At 58.4% G+C, this 22114-nt stretch carries 20 protein-coding genes and 1 pseudogene; 12 read left to right on the forward strand and 9 right to left on the reverse strand.

From position 1 onward, the window contains the following. The first annotated feature begins 189 nt into the window (after window positions 1-189). From IPP95_03230 to IPP95_03240, 3 genes are all read left to right on the forward strand, one after another. On the forward strand, window positions 190-636 hold the full coding sequence (locus IPP95_03230) for a hypothetical protein (GenBank protein ID QQS73259.1): 447 nt from the start codon (window positions 190-192) through the stop codon (window positions 634-636). Beyond that, window positions 633-839 (forward strand): hypothetical protein, encoded by a 207-nt coding sequence (locus tag IPP95_03235; protein ID QQS73260.1) that lies wholly within the window; start codon window positions 633-635, stop codon window positions 837-839. Before IPP95_03230 ends, IPP95_03235 begins: the two co-directional genes overlap by 4 nt. A gap of 71 nt (window positions 840-910) precedes the next feature. After that, window positions 911-1636: a hypothetical protein gene (locus tag IPP95_03240; protein ID QQS73261.1), complete on the forward strand. Its 726-nt coding sequence runs from the start codon at window positions 911-913 to the stop codon at window positions 1634-1636. A gap of 49 nt (window positions 1637-1685) precedes the next feature. Here IPP95_03240 and IPP95_03245 read toward each other — a convergent pair. Further along, window positions 1686-2908, reverse strand: a pseudogene (locus IPP95_03245) (MFS transporter). Between the two features lie 86 nt (window positions 2909-2994). Then, on the reverse strand, window positions 2995-3378 hold the full coding sequence (locus IPP95_03250) for a hypothetical protein (protein QQS73262.1): 384 nt from the start codon (window positions 3376-3378) through the stop codon (window positions 2995-2997). 92 nt (window positions 3379-3470) lie between these two features. On the opposite strand from IPP95_03250, the gene IPP95_03255 reads away from it, so the two are divergent. Continuing rightward, window positions 3471-3908, forward strand: coding sequence for a DinB family protein (locus IPP95_03255; GenBank protein ID QQS73263.1), 438 nt, complete (start codon window positions 3471-3473; stop codon window positions 3906-3908). 92 nt (window positions 3909-4000) lie between these two features. Further along, a complete protein-coding gene (locus IPP95_03260; protein QQS73264.1) occupies window positions 4001-5245 on the forward strand; it encodes a T9SS type A sorting domain-containing protein in 1245 nt (414 codons plus the stop codon). 12 nt (window positions 5246-5257) lie between these two features. Here IPP95_03260 and IPP95_03265 read toward each other — a convergent pair whose 3' ends face one another. The 3 genes from IPP95_03265 to tnpA form a co-directional block, all read right to left on the reverse strand. After that, window positions 5258-6898 (reverse strand): aryl-sulfate sulfotransferase, encoded by a 1641-nt coding sequence (locus tag IPP95_03265; GenBank protein ID QQS73265.1) that lies wholly within the window; start codon window positions 6896-6898, stop codon window positions 5258-5260. A 64-nt stretch (window positions 6899-6962) separates the two neighbouring features. After that, window positions 6963-8045, reverse strand: coding sequence for an iron-containing alcohol dehydrogenase (locus tag IPP95_03270; protein ID QQS73266.1), 1083 nt, complete (start codon window positions 8043-8045; stop codon window positions 6963-6965). A 660-nt stretch (window positions 8046-8705) separates the two neighbouring features. Then, window positions 8706-9152 carry an IS200/IS605 family transposase gene (tnpA, locus tag IPP95_03275; GenBank protein ID QQS74181.1) on the reverse strand — a complete coding sequence of 149 codons (447 nt, stop codon included), beginning with the start codon at window positions 9150-9152 and terminating at the stop codon, window positions 8706-8708. Window positions 9153-9420: 268 nt separating this feature from the next. Between tnpA and IPP95_03280 the strand changes: the two genes are divergently transcribed. Beyond that, window positions 9421-9795, forward strand: a complete 375-nt coding sequence (locus IPP95_03280) for a DoxX family membrane protein (protein QQS74182.1) — start codon at window positions 9421-9423, stop codon at window positions 9793-9795. Between the two features lie 106 nt (window positions 9796-9901). On the opposite strand, the gene IPP95_03285 is transcribed toward IPP95_03280, so the two are convergent. Together IPP95_03285 and IPP95_03290 are read right to left on the reverse strand one after the other, a co-directional pair. Further along, window positions 9902-11542, reverse strand: a complete 1641-nt coding sequence (locus IPP95_03285; protein QQS73267.1) for a T9SS type A sorting domain-containing protein — start codon at window positions 11540-11542, stop codon at window positions 9902-9904. A gap of 340 nt (window positions 11543-11882) precedes the next feature. Beyond that, window positions 11883-13109 carry a DegT/DnrJ/EryC1/StrS family aminotransferase gene (locus tag IPP95_03290; protein ID QQS73268.1) on the reverse strand — a complete coding sequence of 409 codons (1227 nt, stop codon included), beginning with the start codon at window positions 13107-13109 and terminating at the stop codon, window positions 11883-11885. Between the two features lie 51 nt (window positions 13110-13160). Between IPP95_03290 and IPP95_03295 the strand changes: the two genes are divergently transcribed. Together IPP95_03295 and IPP95_03300 are read left to right on the forward strand one after the other, a co-directional pair. After that, window positions 13161-13496, forward strand: a complete 336-nt coding sequence (locus IPP95_03295) for a translation initiation factor (protein ID QQS73269.1) — start codon at window positions 13161-13163, stop codon at window positions 13494-13496. 73 nt (window positions 13497-13569) lie between these two features. Then, on the forward strand, window positions 13570-13920 hold the full coding sequence (locus IPP95_03300) for a DUF488 domain-containing protein (protein QQS73270.1): 351 nt from the start codon (window positions 13570-13572) through the stop codon (window positions 13918-13920). 77 nt (window positions 13921-13997) lie between these two features. Here the strand turns inward: IPP95_03300 and IPP95_03305 are convergent, their stop codons facing one another. Beyond that, entirely contained in the window at window positions 13998-14864 is an 867-nt protein-coding gene (locus tag IPP95_03305) for a hypothetical protein (GenBank protein ID QQS73271.1), read from the reverse strand. Between the two features lie 190 nt (window positions 14865-15054). On the opposite strand from IPP95_03305, the gene IPP95_03310 reads away from it, so the two are divergent. Beyond that, window positions 15055-15807: a hypothetical protein gene (locus tag IPP95_03310; protein ID QQS73272.1), complete on the forward strand. Its 753-nt coding sequence runs from the start codon at window positions 15055-15057 to the stop codon at window positions 15805-15807. A 2-nt stretch (window positions 15808-15809) separates the two neighbouring features. On the opposite strand, the gene IPP95_03315 is transcribed toward IPP95_03310, so the two are convergent. Next, window positions 15810-17834, reverse strand: coding sequence for a dehydrogenase E1 component subunit alpha/beta (locus tag IPP95_03315; protein QQS74183.1), 2025 nt, complete (start codon window positions 17832-17834; stop codon window positions 15810-15812). Window positions 17835-18238: 404 nt separating this feature from the next. Here IPP95_03315 and IPP95_03320 point away from each other — a divergent pair, with 404 nt between their 5' ends. From IPP95_03320 to IPP95_03330, 3 genes are all read left to right on the forward strand, one after another. Then, on the forward strand, window positions 18239-20089 hold the full coding sequence (locus IPP95_03320; protein ID QQS73273.1) for an LTA synthase family protein: 1851 nt from the start codon (window positions 18239-18241) through the stop codon (window positions 20087-20089). After that, window positions 20086-20952: a diacylglycerol kinase family lipid kinase gene (locus IPP95_03325; GenBank protein QQS73274.1), complete on the forward strand. Its 867-nt coding sequence runs from the start codon at window positions 20086-20088 to the stop codon at window positions 20950-20952. Before IPP95_03320 ends, IPP95_03325 begins: the two co-directional genes overlap by 4 nt. Window positions 20953-21214: 262 nt before the next feature. Next, window positions 21215-21997, forward strand: coding sequence for a CPBP family intramembrane metalloprotease (locus IPP95_03330; GenBank protein ID QQS73275.1), 783 nt, complete (start codon window positions 21215-21217; stop codon window positions 21995-21997). Window positions 21998-22114 lie beyond the last annotated feature (117 nt).

Raw genomic sequence — 22114 nt, forward strand, 5'->3', positions numbered from 1 at the left:
GGATAGGTCGCGTTGAACTCGAATACGGGCCACGGCACCATCCGACCGAAGATGGAGATGATCTCCTTCGGACCAACCATCCGGGGCCCGCACTCGCCGGATGAGCGCGTGCAGATCAGCTCAGTGCAGAAGTACTGGGGGTTCCTGTTGGAGACGTTGGAACGGCTGTGAGCGAAAGCCCTAAGAACCATGATCAGAAAAATCTTCCTTTCAGCAACACTTCTGACCGTGGGGACGCTCATGGCACAGGTCAACGATCCGCTTCTCCCCTTGCATGGCACGTGGGAAGGCACTGTGAACGGCAACCGCTACGTGGAGCAATGGACCTGTGCCAATGGCGTGTGCGATGGAAGCGCAACCTCTTATGGAGGCGATACGGTGGCGATGAAGGAGACCACACGTATCATGGAATTCGCGGGACAATGGCTCTACTTGGTGGCAGCAGGTGAAGGGCCGGTGATCGCCTTCGTGCGCATCACTGCCAATGACAGCACATGGACCTTCGAGAACACGGAGCATGATTTTCCGCAACGCATCAGCTACACGGTGAACGGCGACGCGCTCAATGCTTCTATCTCCGGACCAGGGCAGGATGGCGAAATGCGTTTCGATTTCAACCTGAAGCGGGTGGAGTGATCATCCATGGCCTGAACGGAAAGGACAAAGGCCGGACCTCCATTGATCTGGGCAAGTCCGAGTTCGATATCGGTAAAAAGGACAGTGCCTTCTCCCCTTACTTCATCGTGGGCGGGATCGCCGCGTTAGTCGGTATCGTGCTGGTCGCGGCGGGTAGAAGTGAGATCTGGACGGTGGACGCAGGAGCACCCCCAACGCAATAAACAGAAGGACTGCAACCGGTGGGATCACAACACTCCGTGGTGAAGTAGTTTGGCGGAATAATATCCCCGCCATGGCTTGGAAGATCGCTATTGTTGTCGCGCTGCTCACCGCCGTGGTCACGGCGATCGTTGCCATCCCAGTAGCCACGTATGTGGCACAGGCTAACGGCGTCAACGACCAGGACGGGGGCCGGAGCATGGCCATCTTTTTCTTCCTGGCTCCCGTGGCGTTCGTCGCGGGTCTGTTGCTCGGGCTGTTGGGTACCTACCTGATGCACGCAACGGAATGGGCGCAGTTCTGGAAAGCTTCCGGGGCATCGGTGGGAATAGCGATGATCGTCATCTTCGCCATTGCGGGCTTTTTCATGCTGCAAGCACCGATCACGCCGGAGGAAGGTGGATCACCCTTGGTCTTGCAGGTGGAGGTGTACATCCCCATGGAACGCGTTCCCGCAATTCCGGATGAATTGGACCCGATGCGGATGAGCCTATACGCCGGGCCGAGGGATAACTCTTTCGCGAGCATCGACACGGCGCTTAACCGCACGGAGAACGGCAAACTGATCGTGACCGGGCATGCCGGTCTCAACAGCACTTCCGCTTCCCGCATCCTGTCATTCAACATCGACGAGAGCACATGGCTGGCGCTGTACGACCTGCCAATAGCGGCCACGCCGAGCGGGAAGGACTCGGTCTGGAGCGCTCTGATGCCGATGCGCGATGCGAGGATCGCAGAACCGCATTACACGGATGTGCTGGCCCGCGTGCGGGTGGTGAAGCGGGACCGGACGCCTTAGCCTCAGCAGTTCCTCTGTCGGAGCGCGTTGCATGGGTTCTTTGGCCCCATCAAGCTTTTTGCGTTCCGGCGTGCTCCCGCGCCATGTTCCGTTCCACCAGGTAAAGCATGCCCGCACCGATCGCAAGCATACAAGTGAAGCACCACCATGTTATCGTGAATCCGAAGTGGGCAATGAGGTTCAACCCCAGCGTATGCCCGAAGATGTGCGCCACGCTCCACGAAATGGTGAAGAGCGCCATGTAGGCCCCCGGTTGGCCACGGTCCGAGCGGTCCAAGGCCAAGCGGTTCATGAAGGGGAAGTTGAGCATCTCCCCATCGTCATCAGCACAATGCCCGCCCAGAGGAAGGCGTGGACCGGGAAGAGGTTGAGCACCACGAAGCTGAGCGCGAAGAGCAGCACGCTGAAACGCAGGACGGAAAACCGGCTGAAGCCCTTGATCTCGCAGTATTTGATCAAGGGCATTTCCAAGAGGAAGATCAACAGCCCGTTCGCGCCGAGCAACAGGCCGATGGAGAACTCGCTCAACCGGTGTACCTCGCTGTAGAACACGGGGACGGTGCTGAAGTATTGGAGGAACGGGATGGTGATAAGGATGCTGCTGAACAAGAGGAAGAGATAGGGCCGGTCCCGATAGGGTGAGCCTTTTGCCAACGCCGCCTGGGCCTTCTCTTCCGCCGTGGAGCGCTTGGGCACAAGGGCCACGAGCATGAGGCCGGCTGCCGCGAAACAGCTGATCCCGTCCACCCAGAACAACCCTTCATAGCTCACGTGCGTGATGATCAGGCCCCCGATGGCCGGGCCCAAACTGAAGCCGAGGTTGATCGCTAAGCGCAAGAGCGTGACCGCCCGGGTGCGGTTCTCCGGCTTGGAATAGCCCCGGATGGCCACGAACAAGGCGGGACGAAAGCCGTCCGACAGGAGCATCAGCACGAAGACGCTCGCACAGAACGGCCAGAAGCCCCGCACGAACTGCAACCCGATGAAGGCCATGCCGGAGGTGAGCAGGGCGCCGACCATCACCTCATAGAAGCCGAACCTGTCACTCAGCTTACCGCCTAACCAAGAGCCCACCACCGAGCCAAGCCCGAAACTGCTCATCACCCAACCCACCTGGGGCAGGGAAAAGCCCATGCTATGTGTGAGGTACAACGAAAGAAAGGGCACCACCATGGTACCCGCCCGGTTCACGAAGGTGACGGCCGCGAGGATCCAAACCTCTCTGCGGAAACCGCTGAAAGAGCCGATGTAGAACCGGAATGCGCGGGCCAAGGCTTGCACGCGGTAAACCTACGCGCGGAGGCGTTCAGACATACAGCCCATGGCCGGGTAACTACCACCTGCGGCTCCGGTGGAGGTCACTGTGCATGCGCCGTATGGTTGATCTCCGCGCATCCTTGCGTACCGTCCGTCTGTGCTTGATCCGGTCGCACATCACCATCGATCCACACTTGCAATGCTCCGGCGTTCATGGCCGAATCCAGGTGGCAGGCCCGAAGGAAAATATTGTCCCCGTCCTTCAGCTGCAGCGTCCATTGGCGCTCCTCCGCGATGGTATCGCCGCTGCCTTGGTCCACCACGCCGAGCAGGGTGTCCTTCTTGGATTGGGACACGCCGGAGGCATAGCTCACCACGCACTCCCTGCATTTGGCATGGAGCGTTGCCTTCAGCATCGGGTCCTCCTTTTTGCAGGAGGAGGCCAGGAAAGCCCCGGTCAGGAGCAACAGACTTATGCGGCGCATGGGCGGAAAGTTATCCATGATGCTCCAATCCGGAAATTTGATCGGAGCGCCGTGCTGGAAAAGATGGGATCCCTTGTGTTATTTGCACCCTGATGATCGAACATCTCTCCACCCTTTTCGACCGCGACCTGCAGCGTCTGAGAACAGAGATCGAGGTATTCAACAAAGAGGCCGACCTCTGGGAGGTTTCCGGTTCGGTCACCAACAGTGCGGGTAATCTCTGCCTTCACCTCTGTGGCAACTTGGAGCACTTTATCGGCGGAGTGCTCGGCGGCTCGGGCTATGTGCGTGACCGGGAACATGAGTTTGCGGCAAGAAACATCCCCCGTTCCATGCTTCTGGCCGGGATCGACAGCACGCGGGATGCCTTGGCCAAGGCATTTTCAACCATGTCCGACGAGCACTTGGACAAGACCTTTCCGCTGAAAGTCCTCGGTGATGACATGACCATCGCCTACTTCATGCTCCACCTCGAAGGGCATCTCAACTACCACTTGGGACAGGTGAACTACCTGCGCAGAATGCTTTAGCGAGGCCTCCGACCATGGCGGATCAGCTGCCTGGGCCTTCATGTACCTTCGTTTCTGCAACGCGCTAACTTTGATGGATAAACCTCCGCGTCATGCTGCGTTCATCCTTGCTGCTCTTCGTTCTAGCGGGCATGGCATCGGGCATCAGCGCCCAGCCAGATTGCAGCCAGACTTCCACTGGTCACATCCCGATAAACGACCTCGGCACGGGAACCTATTTGGGCATGACCGGCGGGCTCTATGCGAACGGGTCCAATTTCCGTCCGCCGGCGCATCAGGCCGCCGGGTTGGCTTTCGCGGCGCAGGTACAGCCATTGGATGCTTCGGGCATGCCTGATCCCGTGAACGGTAAAGTGGCATGGCTGAGCATCGGTTTCAGCAATGCGACCATGGAAACGCAGGCGTTCATTCCCTTGGCCACGGCGCTCCCGGACCTGGACCCGCACTTGGTATTGGTCGACGGTGCTCTCGGTGGGCAGACCTGTACGATCCTGTCTACTACGGACGATCAATCTTATGCTCCCTATTGGAACACGGTGGCCGATAGGTTGTCCAGCGCCGGGGTAACGGCGGAGCAGGTGCAGGCGATCTGGTTCAAGGACGCCAACATAGCGGGCAACACGCCGGTGCAGGAGTATGCGGATACGATGCTGGTGCAATGCAAGCGCATCATGCACGAATTCCACACCCGATTTCCAAATGCCCATCTCTGTTATGTGGCCAGCCGGATCTATGCGGGTTATGCGACAACGGGCCAGAACCCGGAACCCTATGCCTACCGCAGCGGATGGACGATGAAGCAACTGATCGCCGACCAGGTGAACGGTGACCCGCTCTTGCAGTATTCCGGGGCCGGTGCGAACGCGCCTTGGATCTCCTGGGGACCTTATCTCTGGGCGGACGGCACCACCCCGCGGAGCGATGGTCTCACGTGGATCTGTCCGGACGACTTTGCGAATGACGGTACTCATCCTTCCACCATCGGCAGGGCCAAGGTGGCCGGAAAGATGTTGGACTTTTTCAGCACGGACAGCACCGCGTGCTCTTGGTTCCTCAGTGATTGCGGTATCGCAACAAGTGTTTCCATGCCACAAAGCGGTACGTTTTCCATCCATCCGAACCCGGCCGCCTACACGGCCACCATCGAAGATGATATTCCGGGCCTTACGGAATTGCACGTCTATGACGCTCTTGGTCGGCCCCTGTCTGGCGTGCCGGCCACCATCACCGGCAATGCGGAGATCGACGTGTCCAATGCGCAGCCCGGCCTCTATTGCGCGAGGCTTATCAGTAGCCAAGGACAACGCACGGCCTGGTTCGTGGTCGCGGGCCGATAGGCGGGGCCGCTCTCAGGGTTCAAGGACCAAACGTGAACTGTACCTGGTCCCGGTGTCCTTTCCTACGAGCACCAACGTATAGACACCAGGTGCGATGCCGGATAGGTCGCACACAACATTTGGACCTTGGACCGTAAACCGAAGGGCGACATTTCTTCCGCTCGCATCCATGAGCTGTATGCTGGATGGTAGAACAGATGAAGTGATGACCAACCGGTCCTTCGCGGGATTGGGATGGACGGACAGCGGCTCACTTGGGGCCTCATTTACCCCGGAGGTCAAGCACAGGGAGGGCAGCGGGTCCAGCTCGATCTCATCGCCCGGTGTCAGGTCGTGGCCGGCGAACCCGGGGAAATCCTCCGCGTAGTGCTCACAGCGAAAAACAGAGTTGGTCATATTGCTGCTCCCCTGTTGGTCGGGCCCGGAGATCGTCACAGGGTCCACATATCTCCAGACCTGTACGCCATTGCCATCGATCCCAATGAACTGACCGGACGGGCCGACGGTGAACAGGAATCCATCGCCCACCGGAAATGCACCACCGAGCCCCTGGCCATAAAAGTCCGTGGGGACAGGTGCCGTCCATGTCCAGAATGCGGAGCCGGGTCCGTATGCAACACCGTTCTCCAGCACATAATGGCCCGCTGTGTCCAGCGGCGGATCGAAGATCACAACGCTGGAGTAGTTGCCCTCGGCACCTGCGTTCAGATTGTTGAACACCATCATCTTTCCCGCGTCGGGATGGCCCGGCGGCAGCCAGGTAGCATGGTGCTGGTGATGAAATTTGCGGTCGGCCACCGACCCGGTCCCATAGGCCATCGGGTTGCCCCATCGGTATAGCAGGTCGCCTCCATGGCCGCTGGCGCCGCCCGTACTGCCCGCAGCCTCCGCCGTGGTGGTGCTGTGGTCGATCACCCAGACCTCATTGAAATTGTGGACGCTCACCATCACCTCATCGCGATCGGCATTGTAGGAGACGGAATTGATATGGAGCCAGTCCGTCAAGAACGGCCCACCGTCCCTGTAGTTGATATCGATCCGCCGGGGGCGATCGGAAGGTGCCCCGAAGTTGGGCAGATCGGGATCGAAGCGCTGGACCAGATGGTCCCATGCGCGCCAAACCCAGACCACGTCCGCTTGGTCAGATCCTGTGGGATGCAGTTCAATGAGCCGTTCGCTCCAGATCTTGTTGGTCGTGTAAGCGGTGTCCAAGCCGAGTGCAAAGGCATCCAGTGCCGTGTGCACCTCCCAAGCGACGGTGAGGATGTTCCCGTTCGGCAGAACAATGAAATCATGATGCTGGCACAGGCTGTCGGAGGAGATCGGAAAGCTCCAGATCAGGTCCCCGGTCCAACCGTAGCGCTCAATTATGCCACCATTCCCGCCGCCATGAAAATCGGGATTGTTCGTGCTTCCTGTCCGCAGTAAGGTACCGTCCGGTTGCAGTTGGGCACTTAGACCGGGTGTGTGCGTGCTGACCCATTGATGCACTTCCCTCCCGCATCCATCGATGAGGTAGGTGGTGTTGTTCGGCATCGGGGAGAACAGGACATACCCCGGAAGGTCAGCGTCGTGCTGCGTAAGGCCGATGGTGCGCTGGGCTTGCGACTTCGTTGAAAGAAGGAGGAGGAAGAGGAAGAGGAAATGGCGCATGCGCGGTAAAGAATTTGTAAAAGGAAAGGCCAATGTAGAACAGGCTCCGACCATGTGGGCCGGCTCACATCCTCCGGTACCAGCCCTTGATCCGCTCGCGGTCCAGCACCTGCTCCCATTCCGGTCCGAAGGCATGGTCCCACATGTGCGGCAGGTTGTAGGCCACCTCGGCCATCGCGTCGATCGTTTCTTCGCTCCAGCCCTTGGCAAGGTCCTGCGGAATGTGGATGTTATTGTGCTTCACCATCTGCTTGAACTCCTGCACGTTGTCGCCATAAACATCCTCCAGTTTGTCGAAGGCGATGCAGTTGGCCAAGCAGTGGTGGATCTCCAGCACCTTGCCCAACCCATAGCTCAGCGCATGGCAGACGCCCACCTCGCTATAGGTTAGGCTCAAGCCGCCCATGTAGCTGGCCACCATCAGGAATTCGTCGCTCTTCGGATCTGTGCGGTCGCGCTTGAGGAAGACCTCGCGGCACAGCTCCAATGCCTTCTCACTGTACGCCTCCGCGAAGGTGTTCTTCTTGGTGCCCGTGATCGCCTCGACGCTGTGGATGTAGGTGTCCATGCCCGTGTAGAACCATTGGTCCTGCGGCACCGTGGCGATCAGGTCCGGGTCCAGAACGATCTGGTCCAGTACGGTCCAATCGCATTTCAGGCCCAGCTTCTTCACCGGTCCGGTCAACACCGCCGTCATGCTCACCTCCGCGCCCGTGCCGCTGATGGTGGGCACGCCGCAATGGTAGATGCCGGGCTTCTTGATCAGGTTCAAGCCTTGGTACTGTACGCTACTGCCTTCATTGGTGAACATCAGCGCGGTGGCCTTGGCGATGTCCATCACGGTGCCGCCGCCAATGCCGATGATGCCCGCAGGCAGGCCGCGCCGCGCAAGGATATCGTCCCGAAGCGCATCGATCTGCTTGGTGCTGGGCTCCTTCAGCGAACTGATGAAGTGGACTTCATCCTCGGAGCGGGCGGGGATGCGCTTTTTGAAGTCCTCCTTGTCGGCGAAGTAGTCATCCACCACGAAGACCATAAAGACCTTGTTGGCCGATCGCTGCGGTTCGAGGATCTCGCCGAGCTTATCCAAAGAGCCACGGCCGTAGCAGGTCTTGGTGACGGACTTGAAATTGCGGAAGAGGTTCATTGTCGATCAGATGATTGGTCGATCGGTCGATCAGATGATCAACGATCATGGATATTTGAGGGCACAAAGGAACGGACGAAAGGCTTGGGCAAGGCTTGGCCTCGATCCACCGCATAGGCCTGTGCTCAGGAATTGGTGCCGACCCCGAAGGGCGTCGCAACACGTATCGAGGAAATCATAGAAGGTTCTCGACCCCGAAGGGGTTGCAGCAATTACCGAGGAGATCATCGAAGGTTCTCGACCCCGAAGGGCGTCGCAGCAATTACCGAGGAGATCATCGAAGGTTCTCGACCCCGAAGAGGTTGCAGCAATTACCGAGGAGATCATCGAAGGTTCTCGACCCCGAAGGGCGTCGCAGCAATTACCGGGGAGATCATCGAAGGTTCTCGACCCCGAAGGGGTTGCAGCAATTACCGAGGAGATCATCGAAGGTTCTCGACCCCGAAGGGGTTGCAGCAATTACCGAGGAGATCATCGAAGGTTCTCGACCCCGAAGGGGTTGCAGCAATTACCGAGGAGATCATCGAAGGTTCTCGACCCCGAAGGGGTTGCAGCAATTACCGGGGAGATCATCGAAGGTTCTCGACCCCGAAGGGCGTCGCAGCATCTATAATAGATCCAATACGTGATCGACCCCGGAGGGGTCGCAGCCGGTGTTGCCTATGGGAAGTATTTCGGGTCGAACGTGACGCCAGCATCCTTCAATAGCTCTGCGTATTCTTCGTGAAAGTCCCTTTTGCCATGATGTTCCTCCTGTCTGGCGATGTAATCCTTGATGCTGTCCCTCTCCCGCCACCCGACAGAGAAAACCCCGTACCCCTCCTGCCATTGGAATGATCGCAGCCCATGATGAGCCCGCACCCATTCCGTGGATGCCTTCTTCAATTCCCGCACAACATCAGGAAGGAGCTGGGTGGGCTTCAGGTCGATCAACAGATGAACATGGTCATTGTATCCGCCAACACCGTGAGGAACACCACCCAGGCCTCGGATGGTGCCGCCCATGTATTCCCATAACTGCGCCCTCCATGCTTTATCCAAGCATGCGACCCGCCTCTTGGTCGCAAACACAATGTGGTAGTGCAATTTGAAATAGGTTGACATGATGTGTGATCTAATTGATGAAGGTAAACATGGAATACCGGCTGCGACGCCCTTCGGGGTCGGCGGCATCGGTGTTTACGCTGCAAGATGCTGCGACGCCCTTCGGGGTCGGCAGCATGGATGTCTCCGCTGAAAGATGCTGCGACACCCTTCGGGGTGGTTGACCCTCCACCGAACGATCCGCCCATGCCTATCCTTGCGGACCGATCCCGCTTCCATGAACTGCACCGCGTCCTGCCTCGCCGCCCTCGGCCTCACTCCCGATCACCTGATGCAACTGGCCTTCGCCGCCTTCACCGCCGTGCTCTTCCTCCAATCCGGTCTGGACAAGCTCTTCAACTGGAAAAGCGAGAAGGAATACCTGACCAAACAATTCAGCAAGAGCATTCTCAACGGTTCGGTGCCGCTGCTTCTGCCGGTGATCACGCTGGTGGAATTCTCGGCCGGGCTGTTTTCGGCGCTCGGCTTCGGGCAGGTCCTGTTCACCGGCGATTCGGGTTTGGGCACGGTGGGCATGCTCTGCGCCGTCACCGCCATCACCATGCTGTTCTTCGGCCAGCGTATGGCGAAGGACTATGGCGGGGCAGCCGCGTTGGTGCCCTATTTTCTGATGACCGTTGGAGGACTGTGGTTCTTCCTCGCTTGATCAAAGTGTTAAGCGGTCACTCCCTGGATGCACACGCTTGGCTATTTGCCGAGTGGGTGCCAGTTTATGGCCTCTGGCCCGCCTCAGGCTGTGGCGCATTCAACCGTCATGGACGGGCGATCATCAGCTTCACAATCGCCCTGCTGCTCACCCCTTCAGCGCTCAGGAGGTAAGTGGCGGAAGGAAGTCCGCTGATGTCCAATTGCATGTTGTCGGCCGAAGCCATGCTGAACTCCTCTACCACTCGTCCAGTGAGGTCCATGATGGTCACGCGGACGGGTGCCCCAAAGGCGCCCAGACCGGACACCATACATGAGTTGATCGCCGGGTTCGGCACAAGGGACAGCGAGGAGTTGCGTACCGGTTGCTCTACGCCAAGCACAAAGTCCACGGAAGCACATGCTGTGTTGTCGTCCGGGGCACGGTCCGCGAGATGGTCCGGTGCCAAGGCAACGATGCAGATATCCCCCGCCCCGGCAGCCTGAGCCGTTTGAAGGCCCAGTTCAACATTCACCACACCGAACGGAAGGCTCAGTGTATCTCCTGGTGCCAGTGCAAAGCCGGTGGTATCGATACGTTCCACGGGTTGGTTGCATAAGATCAACGGCACTTGTATCCACATGCTTAGCACCACACTGTGCAGGGTGTCCGTGCCGTGGTTCACCACAACGCCTGTGATGTCCGCCTGTCTGTCCCAAGGGTAGTATCCTGGCACGAACCTCGTCCAAGCGGAATCAACCTGCAGGAGGACTTCTACATCCTGGTCGTGCTGTGGCGCATCCCCTTCCATGGAAAGCGTGCGGATGATCCCGGTGCCGCGCCAGCTGATGTACGTGTTACCGACGGAGAGCACCGTACTGTCGCGGACAGCGCAACCATTGCTTGAAAAGTTGGGCAGTGCAGGCCATGGAAAGAGGAATGTGGGCGTGCCGTCCGCGGCCAGTTGGTACAAGCCCGCTGCCGTGAACACAAAGAGGTCACTTTCCGAAACGACGAAGGAGCTGTTCGCATCCAGTTCCGGCAATGCCGTAATGCCTAATGGGGCCAAGTCCGTACCGAAATGAAGGATACTGTCATCCGCCAGCACGAACAGATCTTGCCCGTTCCAGTCCATATCCACCACCGTCGGCCCGATAGGGGTTGACACCAGCTCCGTCCCATGGATGCCCATCAGATGCAGGTCCGTGCCTCTGACAACGAATAGAGTGGTATCGCCCGCCCAGAGGATCCTATTGATATCAGGGAACGGAGGTTGGTATCCGCCGACCACATTCCCATCCATGTCCATCACGTGCAAGGAATCCCTCGATGCGACCGCCAGTAGCCCAGTGGAGCCCTTCGCCGCCATAGTGATCGGCTCTGAAAATAGCGGTTCCATGGTTCTTTCCCAAAGCACGGTACCATCAGGGGCATAGCGTCGCACGCGGCTGTCCGGCCAGGAATCACAACCATCGTAGATGCCGACCTGCAAGAGGCCGCTGTCGGGCAACATGACTACTGCGCCATAGCCTTGGCCCGTGTAGTACATATCAATATGCTCCCAAGCGATCGTTCCGTCCCCGTTCCGGACGCTGATCATGTGGCTCCCCCCCATTTGGGTGCGCCCGATCGCCGCCCAACGACCACCACCTACTGCGAGCGCATTCTCCAAGTGCATCTCCTCACTGCGTTGGTCCGCCGATTCCCATAACTGGGCATGGGCACTGAACGAAAGTGCGGCGAGAAGGATGAATGAGATGCTTCGCATGGCTGAAAGTTGATTTTTTATGGGACGCCACTTGGATAGACATTGTGAAGATAGTAATAGCTGCCTGAGCGCACAGGGAAGTGACGACATGTAGTGTGCTTGAAGGGAGCGCAGCATTTCGTTCGGCGGGATGAGCCCGATCAGAATAACCCAACGTGCAAGGCTGCCGCGATTGACTGAACGCAACCCCGCGTTAGGGATTGAAGCGGAAAGCCCACAGCAACCCCGGCTCGTAGGCCGGGGGTGCGAGGACTTGCAGCGGAAAGCCCGACGGCGCGGCGCATTTGGACGCGCCGGAACGCCCAAATAACCTACGCCTCCACCCCCTCCATCACCTTTTTCAAATCGCCGTAGCCTTGGCGAAGGCGTTCCTCACTGCCTTCTCCACCTTGTCCAAGTAGGCGTTCAGCTCCGCCTCGGTCCACGTCACGCGGATGTTGAAGCTGATCAAGCGGCTGAGCACTGCGTCGCTCTTGGGGAACTTCTGCGTCTTCAGGTCCTGCGGCAAGCCGAGTTCGTGCGCCACCGTGCGGAAGGGCATCTTCATCTCCTTCAGCTGGTTCCACTGCTTGATGTAGTGGTACATGTTGTCGTACCAGTAGGCGCCGCCCACGCCGGCGTCGATCATCGCTTTGTTCGCCGCGCGCGCCGTGGCCTCGTCGGGGAAGAGCATGTGGAAGAAGGTGGCGCTGTCGCCGGCATCGTCGCATTGCTTGCGGAAGGCCAGTCCGGGGATCTTCGACAGGCGCGCTTGGATGATCGCCTTGTGCTTGCGCTGCTGGCTGATGATGTAGGGCAGCTTCCGCGCCTGCGCCAGACCGATCGCCGCGTTGATCTCGCCCATGCGGTAGTTGGTGCCCATGACGTGGTGCGGCTCCATGCCGCGGTTGTCGCCCTCGTGGCTGTGGCCGTGATCGCTGAAATGGTCCGCGATGGTGATCAGCTCCGCATCATTCGTGATGATGACGCCGCCCTCGCCGCAGGTGTTGATCTTGAAAAAGTCGAAGCTGAAGCTGCCCATCTTGCCGTAAAGTCCGAGGTGCTTGCCCTTGTAGGTGGCGCCCAAGGCTTGTGCCGTGTCCTCGATCAGCATGATACCCCCGGGCGCCGACCCGGGGTTTTCCTTGCACACGGCGAGGATCCCATCGAGGTCCGCAGCGGCGCCGCACATGTGGACGAGCAGCACGGCCTTCGTCTTCGGGCCGCACACCGCGCGGATGCCTTCGGCGCTCATGCACAGCGTCTCATCGATCTCCGCGAATACAGGGATGGCCCCGGCAAGCAACACGCTCTCGATAGTGGCGATGAAGGTGAAGGGCGGCACGATCACCTCGTCGCCGTAGCCCACGCCGCACGCGGCCAGCATGGTGCTGACGGCGGTGCTGCCGCTGCTGACGGCCAAGGCATGCTTAGCGCCAGTGAACTTCGCGATCTCCGCCTCGAAGTCCTTCGCCTTCCAATGGCCCTGGCGCTGGGCATCGTGGTTGTAGCGGAAGAGCACGCCCGTGTTCAGGACGTCCATCACTTCCTTGCGTTCCTCTTCTCCAAACAGTTCCGTTCCCGGCATTTTCAAGCGGTTGAGGTCGCGAAGTTAGCCCTGCCCCTATTTTCGTGGCAGATGAAAAAGCGACCGACAGGCGGAATGGTCTACAGCACCAACCCCAATGCCAATACCGGATCTTTCGGCGAACGGGAACCGGCCACCTTGCCACCAGCTCAGCAGGACCTACGTATCCACCTCGACCGCCTCAAAGGCAACAAGGAAGTGACGCGCATCGTGGGCTTCATCGGCAAGGATGACGATCTCTCCGAGCTGGGACGCACACTGAAAAGTAAGTGCGGCGTGGGAGGAAACACCAAGGACGGTGTGATCCTGCTACAAGGCGACCATCGCGAGAAGGTGCTGAAGCTGCTGGCGGAAGCGGGATACAAAGCGAAGAAGGCAGGGGGATAGAGTTGTCGGTTGTCGCTACTCAGGCGATGAACCTTGCGGGCGAGCTACTTGTTTCCACAACGAAGCTTACATCATGGACATTCGCATCAAACGGATCTATGAGGCACCGGCGAAGGATGACGGTTACCGCTTGCTGGTGGACCGGCTCTGGCCGCGCGGCATGACGAAGGAACATGCGCACGTCGACGAGTGGGACAAGGAGATCGGCCCTTCAACGGAGTTGCGCAAATGGTTCGGCCATGAGCCGCCCAAGTATGCCGAGTTCAAGAAGCGTTACACAAAGGAGCTGCATGCGATGTCGGATGAACTGGAACGCATCCGGGCTTTGGCACGCAAGCAGCGCGTCACGTTGGTGTATAGTGCGAAGAATGAGGAGCACAACCAAGCGGTGGTCTTGCGGGAAGTTCTGTTGGGCGGAGCTTGATGCCGTGCCTCGAACGGCAAAGGGCCGCATCATCTTGTTGATGACACAGCCCTTTGGGCGTTGATCTCACTATTGTTCTATTGCATCACCACCTGCTGGCGGAATGTCCCTTGGGCTGTGCGCAGCTCCAGCACACCCATGCCTTGGAAGGCGGAGACATCGATATTGAACCGATCAGCCGCAGCGGGGATGCCTTGGGCCAAGATCCGACCGGTGGCGTCATACAAGGTCCATGCTTGCACAGTGCCCATTGTGGTTGACGGTTCAATTTGAAGCTTGTCGGTCGCAGGGACCGGCCATGCGCGGAAACCGACGGAGCCACCCTCCGCAACGGATTGAACAATGCTCGAACAAGCTGTCACGTTCACATCGTCAATGTACCAGCCGGCCCGGTTCACCACGGTGGTGGCCCAAAGCTTAAAGGCCAATGTGACCGCGGACTGGCCCAGGAATGGGGAAAGGTCCACCGTGGTTTGCAGCCAGATGTTGCTGTCCTCCAACGTGTCATTCCGGAAGACCTCCGTTCCATTGGCCGTGATCAACAAGTAATCAAAGTTGGTGAACACTTCGAACCAATGGGCGAACTCCAGTTGGGCGGAGAGATAGTCCACGTCGCTCAGGTTCACCGTGAATTCAAGGGTGTTGAACCCGCTCGGGGTCTGGTTGTGGTAGCAATCGTTCAATAGGGTCGCCCAGCCCTTGGTGCCCGAATATGCGCCACCGGGAGAGCTGAAGGCTGCGCTTTCACAGTTCGCACCCGCTATGATCGCGGGTATGTCACCGTACTCCCAGTCAACGCCTGCGACCGGTATGAGCCCGCCATTGTCCGTCTCAAAATCCGTGGAGTAGATCGTGACGAGGTTCTCTGGTGGGCATTGCGCCATGGCCGTCAAACCAAGCGCGCCTGCAACCATTGCGGAAAAGAGGGGTAGTTTTTTCACCATGATGGCATGAGGTTTTGTGTCCAGCCAAGATAACCCATATTCCGGGAATGCCACTACTCGATCGCCCTGCCAGGATATGCGCAACTGCTTACATGGTGCCTGAAAGTGACAGACGAACAATTGGATACCTGCTGGACTTTCTGATGTATCAGAAGTCCGCTTCCGGCACTGTTCTTGTGCCCCCTCGGGCATGACGACATTCAAGAAACTCACATCCTGCCTGCTCTTTTTACTGCCCCACCTCCACGCCACCGCACAATCCAAGCCTTATGACGACCTGCTCGTCCTCTATGTGGACGAGAATTATGAGAAATGTGTCTACAAGGCGGAGCGCTATGTGGACAAGAAGGATTCGCACCGTGACCCGCTCCCCTACCTCTATGCCAGCATGTGCTACTTCGAGATGAGCAAGATCCCGAAGTACCAGGAAATGGACGAGTACAAACGCTCCGGTCGCGATGCGCTGAAATGGGCGGCCAAATACCGCAGGAAGGACAAGAACATGGAGTTCTTCGCCAACTATGAGGATTATTGGAGCGAGCTTAACACGGTGGCCCAGGAGATCGGTATGAACTACTTGGACGAGAAAGCCTATAGCAAGGCCAAGTCACAGTTCCAGCGGATGACGCGTTACAACCCGGAGAACCCGGGCGCATGGGCCATGTTGGCGTTGACGCAGAAAAAGATGAAGGCCGCCCGCGATGCCAAGGAAAGCACGGAGAAATTCCATGAGGCCCTGAAGGCCGTGCCCGATGTGGAACATCTGCCGCTGGACCAAAGCAAGCTGCTCCGGGAAGGATTGGTGCGCACCGCCGAGGACTTTGAACAACGCGGGGATCTCGACGCTGCGAGGACCACGATAGACCTCGGTAAGCAGTACTTCATGGAGAACCCGGAGTTCAAGGCGCTCTATCGGGAGCTGGAAGGTTTCGCCGGGAAGTAGCGCTAGTATTCCGCCAACTTCGCCAGTGCGGCTTTCAAACGCGCCTTCGGTAGGAACTGCGCCTCCAGCGCAAGCGAGAAAGGTACCGGCGTATCAATGGACGCCACGCGCATCACGGGCGCGTCCAGGTCGGTGAAGCATTCCTCCATGATCGTCGCGGAGATCTCGCCACCGATGCCGCCGGTGAGCGTATCCTCATGCAGTACCAAGGCCTTGCCGGTCTTGCGCACGCTTTCCAGCACGCGCTCCTTGTCCCATGGCAACAGTGTGCGCAGGTCGATCAGGTCGGCACTGATGCCCGGTTGCGCGCTCAGCGCTTCGATGGCCCAATGCACGCCCATGCCGTAGGTGATGATGGTGAGGTCCGTGCCTTCGAGCAACAGCGCCGCCTCGCCGATCGGCAAGGTGAACCAGCCTTCGCGCACATTCCCGTGCAAGCTGCGGTAGAGGTTTTTGTGCTCGAAGTACATCACCGGGTCCGGATCCTCGAAAGCTGCGCAGAGCAGGCCCTTCGCATCGTTCGGGAAAGCAGGATAAACGACTTTCAGTCCCGGTGTTTTGAAGAACCAGGCCTCGTTGCTCTGGCTGTGGAACGGCCCCGCGCCGGAGCCTGCGCCGGTGGGCATACGCACCACAACGTCCGCGTTCTGGCCCCAGCGCCAATGCGTCTTCGCCAGGTTGTTGCAGATCTGCGTCATGCCCTCGCTCACGAAATCCGCGAACTGCATCTCCACCATGCTCTTCATGCCGTTGATGCTGAGCCCTAGCCCGGCGCCCAGGATCGCGCTCTCGCACAAGGGCGTGTTCCGCACCCGCTCCTTGCCGAACTCCGCCATCAGCCCGTCGGTGACCTTGAACGCACCTCCATAATCGGCGATATCCTGTCCCATCAGAACGAGGTTGTCGTGGCGGATCATGCTCTCGCGCAGGCCGTCCTTGATCGCGTCCAAGAACCGCATCTCCTTCCCTTCCACAGGCGCTTCCACCCGTGCCGGGGAACGATCGCCCAGCACGATCGGCTTCGCGTAGACATCGTTCAACTCCGTCGCCAGGTCCGCCTTCACGGCTTCCTCCGCAAATGCCGTTTCCACCGCATGGGCCACCTCCTGCTTGATGGCGTGGTGCGTGGCGTCCTTCACGGTCTCGCTCAGGATGCCTTGTTCGACCAGCCAGTTCTCATAGTTGATCACGGGGTCCTTCTTCGCCCATTCAGCCATCAGCTCCTTGGGCACGTACTTGGTGCCGCTGGCCTCCTCATGGCCGCGCATGCGGAAGGTCATGCACTCCACCAGGATCGGGCGCGGACGGCGGCGGATGCTTTCGGCCACCTCGCGGATGGTGTGTACCACATCCAGGATGTTGTTGCCGGCCACCACGCGGCTTTCCATGCCGTAGCCGAGCGCCTTGTCGCTGATATACCGGCACTTGAACTGCTCGCTACTGGGCGTACTGAGGCCGTAGCCGTTGTTCTCCACCACGATGATCACCGGAAGGTCCCACACGGCGGCGGTGTTCACGCTCTCGTGGAAGTCGCCTTCGCTGGTGGCGCCGTCGCCGGTGAAGACAAGGGTGCATTTTTTCTCCTGGCGAAGCTTGTGGGCCAGCGCGATACCGTCCGCCACACCGAGCTGGGGACCTAGGTGGCTGATCATGCCCACCATCTTGTACTCCTGTGAGCCGAAGTGGAAGCTGCGGTCCCGGCCCTTGGTGAAGCCGTTCGAGTAGCCTTGGAACTGGCTGAAGAGCCGTGCCATGGGCACACCGCGCGTGGTGAAAGTTCCGAGGTTGCGGTGCATTGGCAGGATGTACTCGTCCGGCTCCATGGCCAAGGCGGCGCCCACGGCCACTGCCTCCTGCCCGATCCCGCTGAACCACTTGCTGATACGCCCCTGCCGGAGCATGCTCAGCATCTTCTCCTCAATGAGGCGCGGGCGCAACAGGCGCTCATAAATGTCCAACAATTCAGCGTCGTCGAGCTTCTTCCGGTCGAAGGTGAGCTGCTTCTTCTCAATGGTATCGAGGAACATGGCGGGATGCCCGGCTTTTACGGGCGGCGGCAAAGGTAGCGGGATGCCGGAGTGAAGGAACCGCAAGGTCTCCGGTTTATTAACCGCAACGACGTGCCTGCGGCAGTCAGGGGCGCAACGAACGCAACGCATACTCCTTGGGGCGTGAGCTACAAGCCGTAAGCCTCAAGCTTGTGGCTTGTGGCTTGTAAAACTATATCACCGTCCAAACCTCAGATCCACGTAAATCATAACGATCTGCGTGATCTGCGTTCCATTCGGCAGCGGCAGGCAGCGTCGGCAGTACCCGGTAGCCAGTACCCAATACCCTGTACCAGAAACTCCATCACCGACCTCAGCTCGCGTAAATCATAACGATCTGCGTCATCTGCGTTCCATTCATCCCGCGTCCCGATCTTCGCACCGTGCCAAACCTGCGTCCGCTCCGTGTTCTACTGCTCCGTATCGGGGTGATCGCCTTGGTGTTCAGTATCCAGCGGCTCCTCTTCGCCCAGCTGAACCACGATGCCTTCCCCGCTCCGCCGGCCTCCGCCTTCCTCGGAGGCGTGCGCTTCGACCTCAGTGCGATCGCATGGCTGTATCTGCCTTGGGTCCTTACTGTTCTTATCGCCCCGGCGCCCAAACGGACATTCGCCACGGTGCAGAAGGTTTTGTTCCACCTGAGCAATGTGTTCTGCTTTTTCCTGAACAGCACCGATCTGGAGTACTTCAAGTTCACCCTGAAGCGGAGCACGGCGGACCTCTTCGGCATCGCCACCGGCGGGGATGACCTGGCCAACCTCGCCCCGGTTTTCCTGAAGGATTACTGGTACGTGGTCCTGATCTTCATCGGCTCGTTGGCACTGGCGGAAGCCGGTTATCGCTTGGCGGGGCGCCGGACCAACACGGAGCCCGCAAAGCCTTGGTGGCTATGGCGTGTACTGGCCATCGGCATCGTGCTGCTCCTCTCCCGCGGTGGACTTCAGTACATCCCGCTCGGCGTGCTGGACGCGAGCACGTATGCGCCCCCGGCCTATATGCCGCTGGTGCTGAACACGCCGTTCACCTTCATGACGAGCATCGGGAAACCGATGGTGCAGGAAAAGCACTTCATGGCCCAGGAGGAGGCCGATCGCCTCTGGCCGGTCATTCACCATTACGGCGATACATCAGTTGCGGCGACGAAGCCGAACGTGGTGGTGATCGTTCTTGAAAGCTTCAGCGCGGCTTACAGCGGAAGGCTCAATGGCACGGGCCAAGGCTATATGCCTTTCCTGGATTCGCTCATGGGCCAAAGCCTCTGGTGTGAGCACGCGTATGCCAACGGCCGTCGCAGCATTGACGGCATCCCCGCGGTGTTGGCCTCCCTGCCGAAGATGATGGCCGAGGCCTTCATTGAATCGCCCTATGCGCAGCAGCCCATCAGCGCATTGCCCGGCTTGCTCGGGAAGGAAGGCTATTCCTCGGCTTTCTTCCACGGCGGGCATAACGGCACCATGGGCTTCGATGCCTTCGCCAAGGCCGCAGGGTTCCAGCGCTACGTGGGCCGCGATCAATACCCGGACGAGGCGGACGACGACGGGGTCTGGGGCATCCGGGACCGGCCCTTCCTCCAGTTTTTTGCCCAAGAGCTGAACAAGCAGCAGCAGCCCTTCCTGGGCTGTCTGTTCACGCTTTCCAGCCACCACCCCTACAAGCTGCCGGAGGCAGATGCGAAGCACTTCGCGGGCGGCAACCTCCCCATCATGCCCACGTTGCGCTATGCGGATGATGCCCTGCGGCAGTTCTTCGCCACGGCGCAAACGATGCCGTGGTACCGGAACACGCTCTTCGTGATCACCGCGGACCACACCGCCGACCTCCTGCGCAACGGGGAGACCAGCGGTGCCGCGTTCGACCATTGGATACCCCTGCTCTATTTCATGCCCGCTGCCATCCGGCCGGAACAGCACAGTCGGGTGACCCAGCAGATCGATATTCTCCCCACCGTGCTGGACCTGGTGGACTACCCCAAGCCCTTCTTCGCCTTCGGAAGCAGCGTCCTGCGGCAGGAGCGCATGCCCGCCGCCGTCAGCGAGAACAGCGCCACATGGCTGATCATCGGGGACAGTTGCCAACTGCGTTCGGACGGGGAGAATATCCTATGGTCAGCAGGAATGAATAAGGCGAAGCCCCAGGCCCATGACCAACAGACGCTGCTCCCGGTGCTCCAAGCCGCCATTCAGCAGTACAACAACCGCTTGCTGCACCACGAGCTTGTGCTCAAGGAAAAATGAAGATCACGGTGGTCATCAATCCCCGCTCGGGGAAGAAGCGCGCGGAAAGCCTGCGTGGCTTGGCCGAGCAACTGGGCCATGAGGGCGGACATGAGCTGGAATTCCACACCATTGCCGCGCCAGGCGATGGCAAGCGTTTCGCGGAGGAAGCCATTGCCACAGGTATGGACCGCATTATCTCCATCGGTGGCGACGGCACATTGAACGCGGTGGCCTCCGGCATGGTCGGTTCCCCGCTGCAGCTCGGCATCGTGCCCATGGGCTCCGGGAACGGCTATGCGCGCTCCTTGAAACTGCCTCGTGATCCCGGCGAAGCGCTACGCGTGGCCTTCAACGGTAAGGTGCGCCAGATGGACGTCTGCTACCTGAACGACCAACTGTTCTTAGGCACGGCAGGCATCGGCTTCGACGCCCGCGTGGCCCATGCTTTTGACCAAAGCAAGGGGCGCGGCATGTGGAACTACATGCGGCTCATCATCAAGCACATCCTCGGGGCCAAGCCCATGCACACGGTGACGAAGGCCAACAACCACACCCGCGAGGACGAAGTGCTGATGCTCGTGTTCTGCAACACCCGCGAGTTCGGCAACGGTGCCGTGATCAGCCCCGGCTCCCTGCCCGATGACGGCCTGACGGAATTGCGCATCGTCACCAAGCCGCCCCTGTTGCCGATGCTCACCGCCTTCATCCGCATGTACAACGGGCGGATCGACGGAAGCCCCTATGTCACCAACATCGTCACCGATCAGGCGATGGTACATCAGGATGGCACGCTCGCACATCTGGACGGCGAGCCGGTGGAGATCGGGCAGGAAGTGCGCTTCCGGTTGGAGGCGAAGCGGCTGTGGGTGGTGGTGGGTTGAATCACATATCTTGCACGGCATGCTCCGGCTTTATCATGCGCCAGGTTGCCACCTGAAGATCAGAAGTACCGTCTACCCTTTGAAACCTGATGAAACTGCTACGCATTACCAAGGATCCAACAATGGCATACCGGCATCGGAGCGGTCATCAACGTCCTGCGATCTTTGGACTAACCAATTCAACTGCGGTACTATCAATAGGTCCTGACAAGTACACGAGTTCTGCATCGCTACGAACAAACCCTACTAAAGAGATCAGTTCGTGAAATTGGATCAAGAACATAAAGCTCTGATCTTTACAATTGCTGGATTTGCAGTATATCTCTTGTTAAGAGAATATTTCGCTCCGATCAAAGAGCAGTTGGACAAGATCACTCAAAACGGACTTGCAAATTATATTCTGACATATGCTATTCTTGGAACTCCGATCTACATAGGAGCATATATCATAAATCCAAAGTTGAGCATTATAAGAAATTTAGGGCTGTATCATAATCCAATAAAACCGTTTATGATCGCATTGTTGTTTTCAATGCCTATGTTTTTAGGTGGATTTGCGTTTTTTAAAATTAACGGAGACTTCTCAGTTCCCAATTTGATCGCAGGGTCGATCGTGATCGGCATTGTTGAAGAACTATTTTTTCGGGGATTCCTGTTCGGGCAACTGTTCAAATACACAAGACTTGGTTTTATTTCTTCAATCGTTTTGGGAGCAATAGTTTTTGCATCCGGCCATTTGTATCAAAGCCATGATACAGTAGAATTGATAGGTATTTTTTCAGTCACATTTATGGGGGCTGTGCTGTTTGCTTGGTTATTCGTAGAATGGAACTATAATTTGTGGATACCTATATTTTTACACGCGCTAATGAATTTATCCTGGCATGTGTTTGAAATGGACCCGACCGCATTGGGCGGTGTATTGCCAAATGTTTTCAGGGGATTGACTATTTCATTGGCAATAGTATTCACCATAATGTATAAAAGAAGGCGAAAATTGGATCTGATAATAACAAAGAACAAATTATTAAGAAAAACACTTTAGAGCGCGCGTATGGCTACGTGCGATAATATCCTATAACTAAACGCTATTGCATTCAATAGGCCAAGGATTGAGCCGTAAATTGAATGCGTCAGGTGTGGCACGGACCATACACGAACA

It is taken from the genome of Flavobacteriales bacterium (assembly GCA_016700415.1).
Lineage (GTDB): Bacteria > Bacteroidota > Bacteroidia > Flavobacteriales_F > PHOS-HE28 > PHOS-HE28.

Coding starts and splice junctions, on each gene's coding strand:
- IPP95_03305 (QQS73271.1), bottom strand. CDS start 14,864: ATGGTGAAAAAACTACCCCTCTTTTCCGCAATGGTTGCAGGCGCGCTT.
- IPP95_03240 (QQS73261.1), top strand. CDS start 911: ATGGCTTGGAAGATCGCTATTGTTGTCGCGCTGCTCACCGCCGTGGTC.
- IPP95_03315 (QQS74183.1), bottom strand. CDS start 17,834: ATGTTCCTCGATACCATTGAGAAGAAGCAGCTCACCTTCGACCGGAAG.
- IPP95_03260 (QQS73264.1), top strand. CDS start 4,001: ATGCTGCGTTCATCCTTGCTGCTCTTCGTTCTAGCGGGCATGGCATCG.
- IPP95_03270 (QQS73266.1), bottom strand. CDS start 8,045: ATGAACCTCTTCCGCAATTTCAAGTCCGTCACCAAGACCTGCTACGGC.
- IPP95_03255 (QQS73263.1), top strand. CDS start 3,471: ATGATCGAACATCTCTCCACCCTTTTCGACCGCGACCTGCAGCGTCTG.
- IPP95_03290 (QQS73268.1), bottom strand. CDS start 13,109: ATGCCGGGAACGGAACTGTTTGGAGAAGAGGAACGCAAGGAAGTGATG.
- IPP95_03300 (QQS73270.1), top strand. CDS start 13,570: ATGGACATTCGCATCAAACGGATCTATGAGGCACCGGCGAAGGATGAC.
- IPP95_03295 (QQS73269.1), top strand. CDS start 13,161: ATGAAAAAGCGACCGACAGGCGGAATGGTCTACAGCACCAACCCCAAT.
- IPP95_03285 (QQS73267.1), bottom strand. CDS start 11,542: ATGCGAAGCATCTCATTCATCCTTCTCGCCGCACTTTCGTTCAGTGCC.
- IPP95_03230 (QQS73259.1), top strand. CDS start 190: ATGATCAGAAAAATCTTCCTTTCAGCAACACTTCTGACCGTGGGGACG.
- IPP95_03325 (QQS73274.1), top strand. CDS start 20,086: ATGAAGATCACGGTGGTCATCAATCCCCGCTCGGGGAAGAAGCGCGCG.
- IPP95_03265 (QQS73265.1), bottom strand. CDS start 6,898: ATGCGCCATTTCCTCTTCCTCTTCCTCCTCCTTCTTTCAACGAAGTCG.
- IPP95_03280 (QQS74182.1), top strand. CDS start 9,421: ATGCAACTGGCCTTCGCCGCCTTCACCGCCGTGCTCTTCCTCCAATCC.
- IPP95_03250 (QQS73262.1), bottom strand. CDS start 3,378: ATGCGCCGCATAAGTCTGTTGCTCCTGACCGGGGCTTTCCTGGCCTCC.
- IPP95_03310 (QQS73272.1), top strand. CDS start 15,055: ATGACGACATTCAAGAAACTCACATCCTGCCTGCTCTTTTTACTGCCC.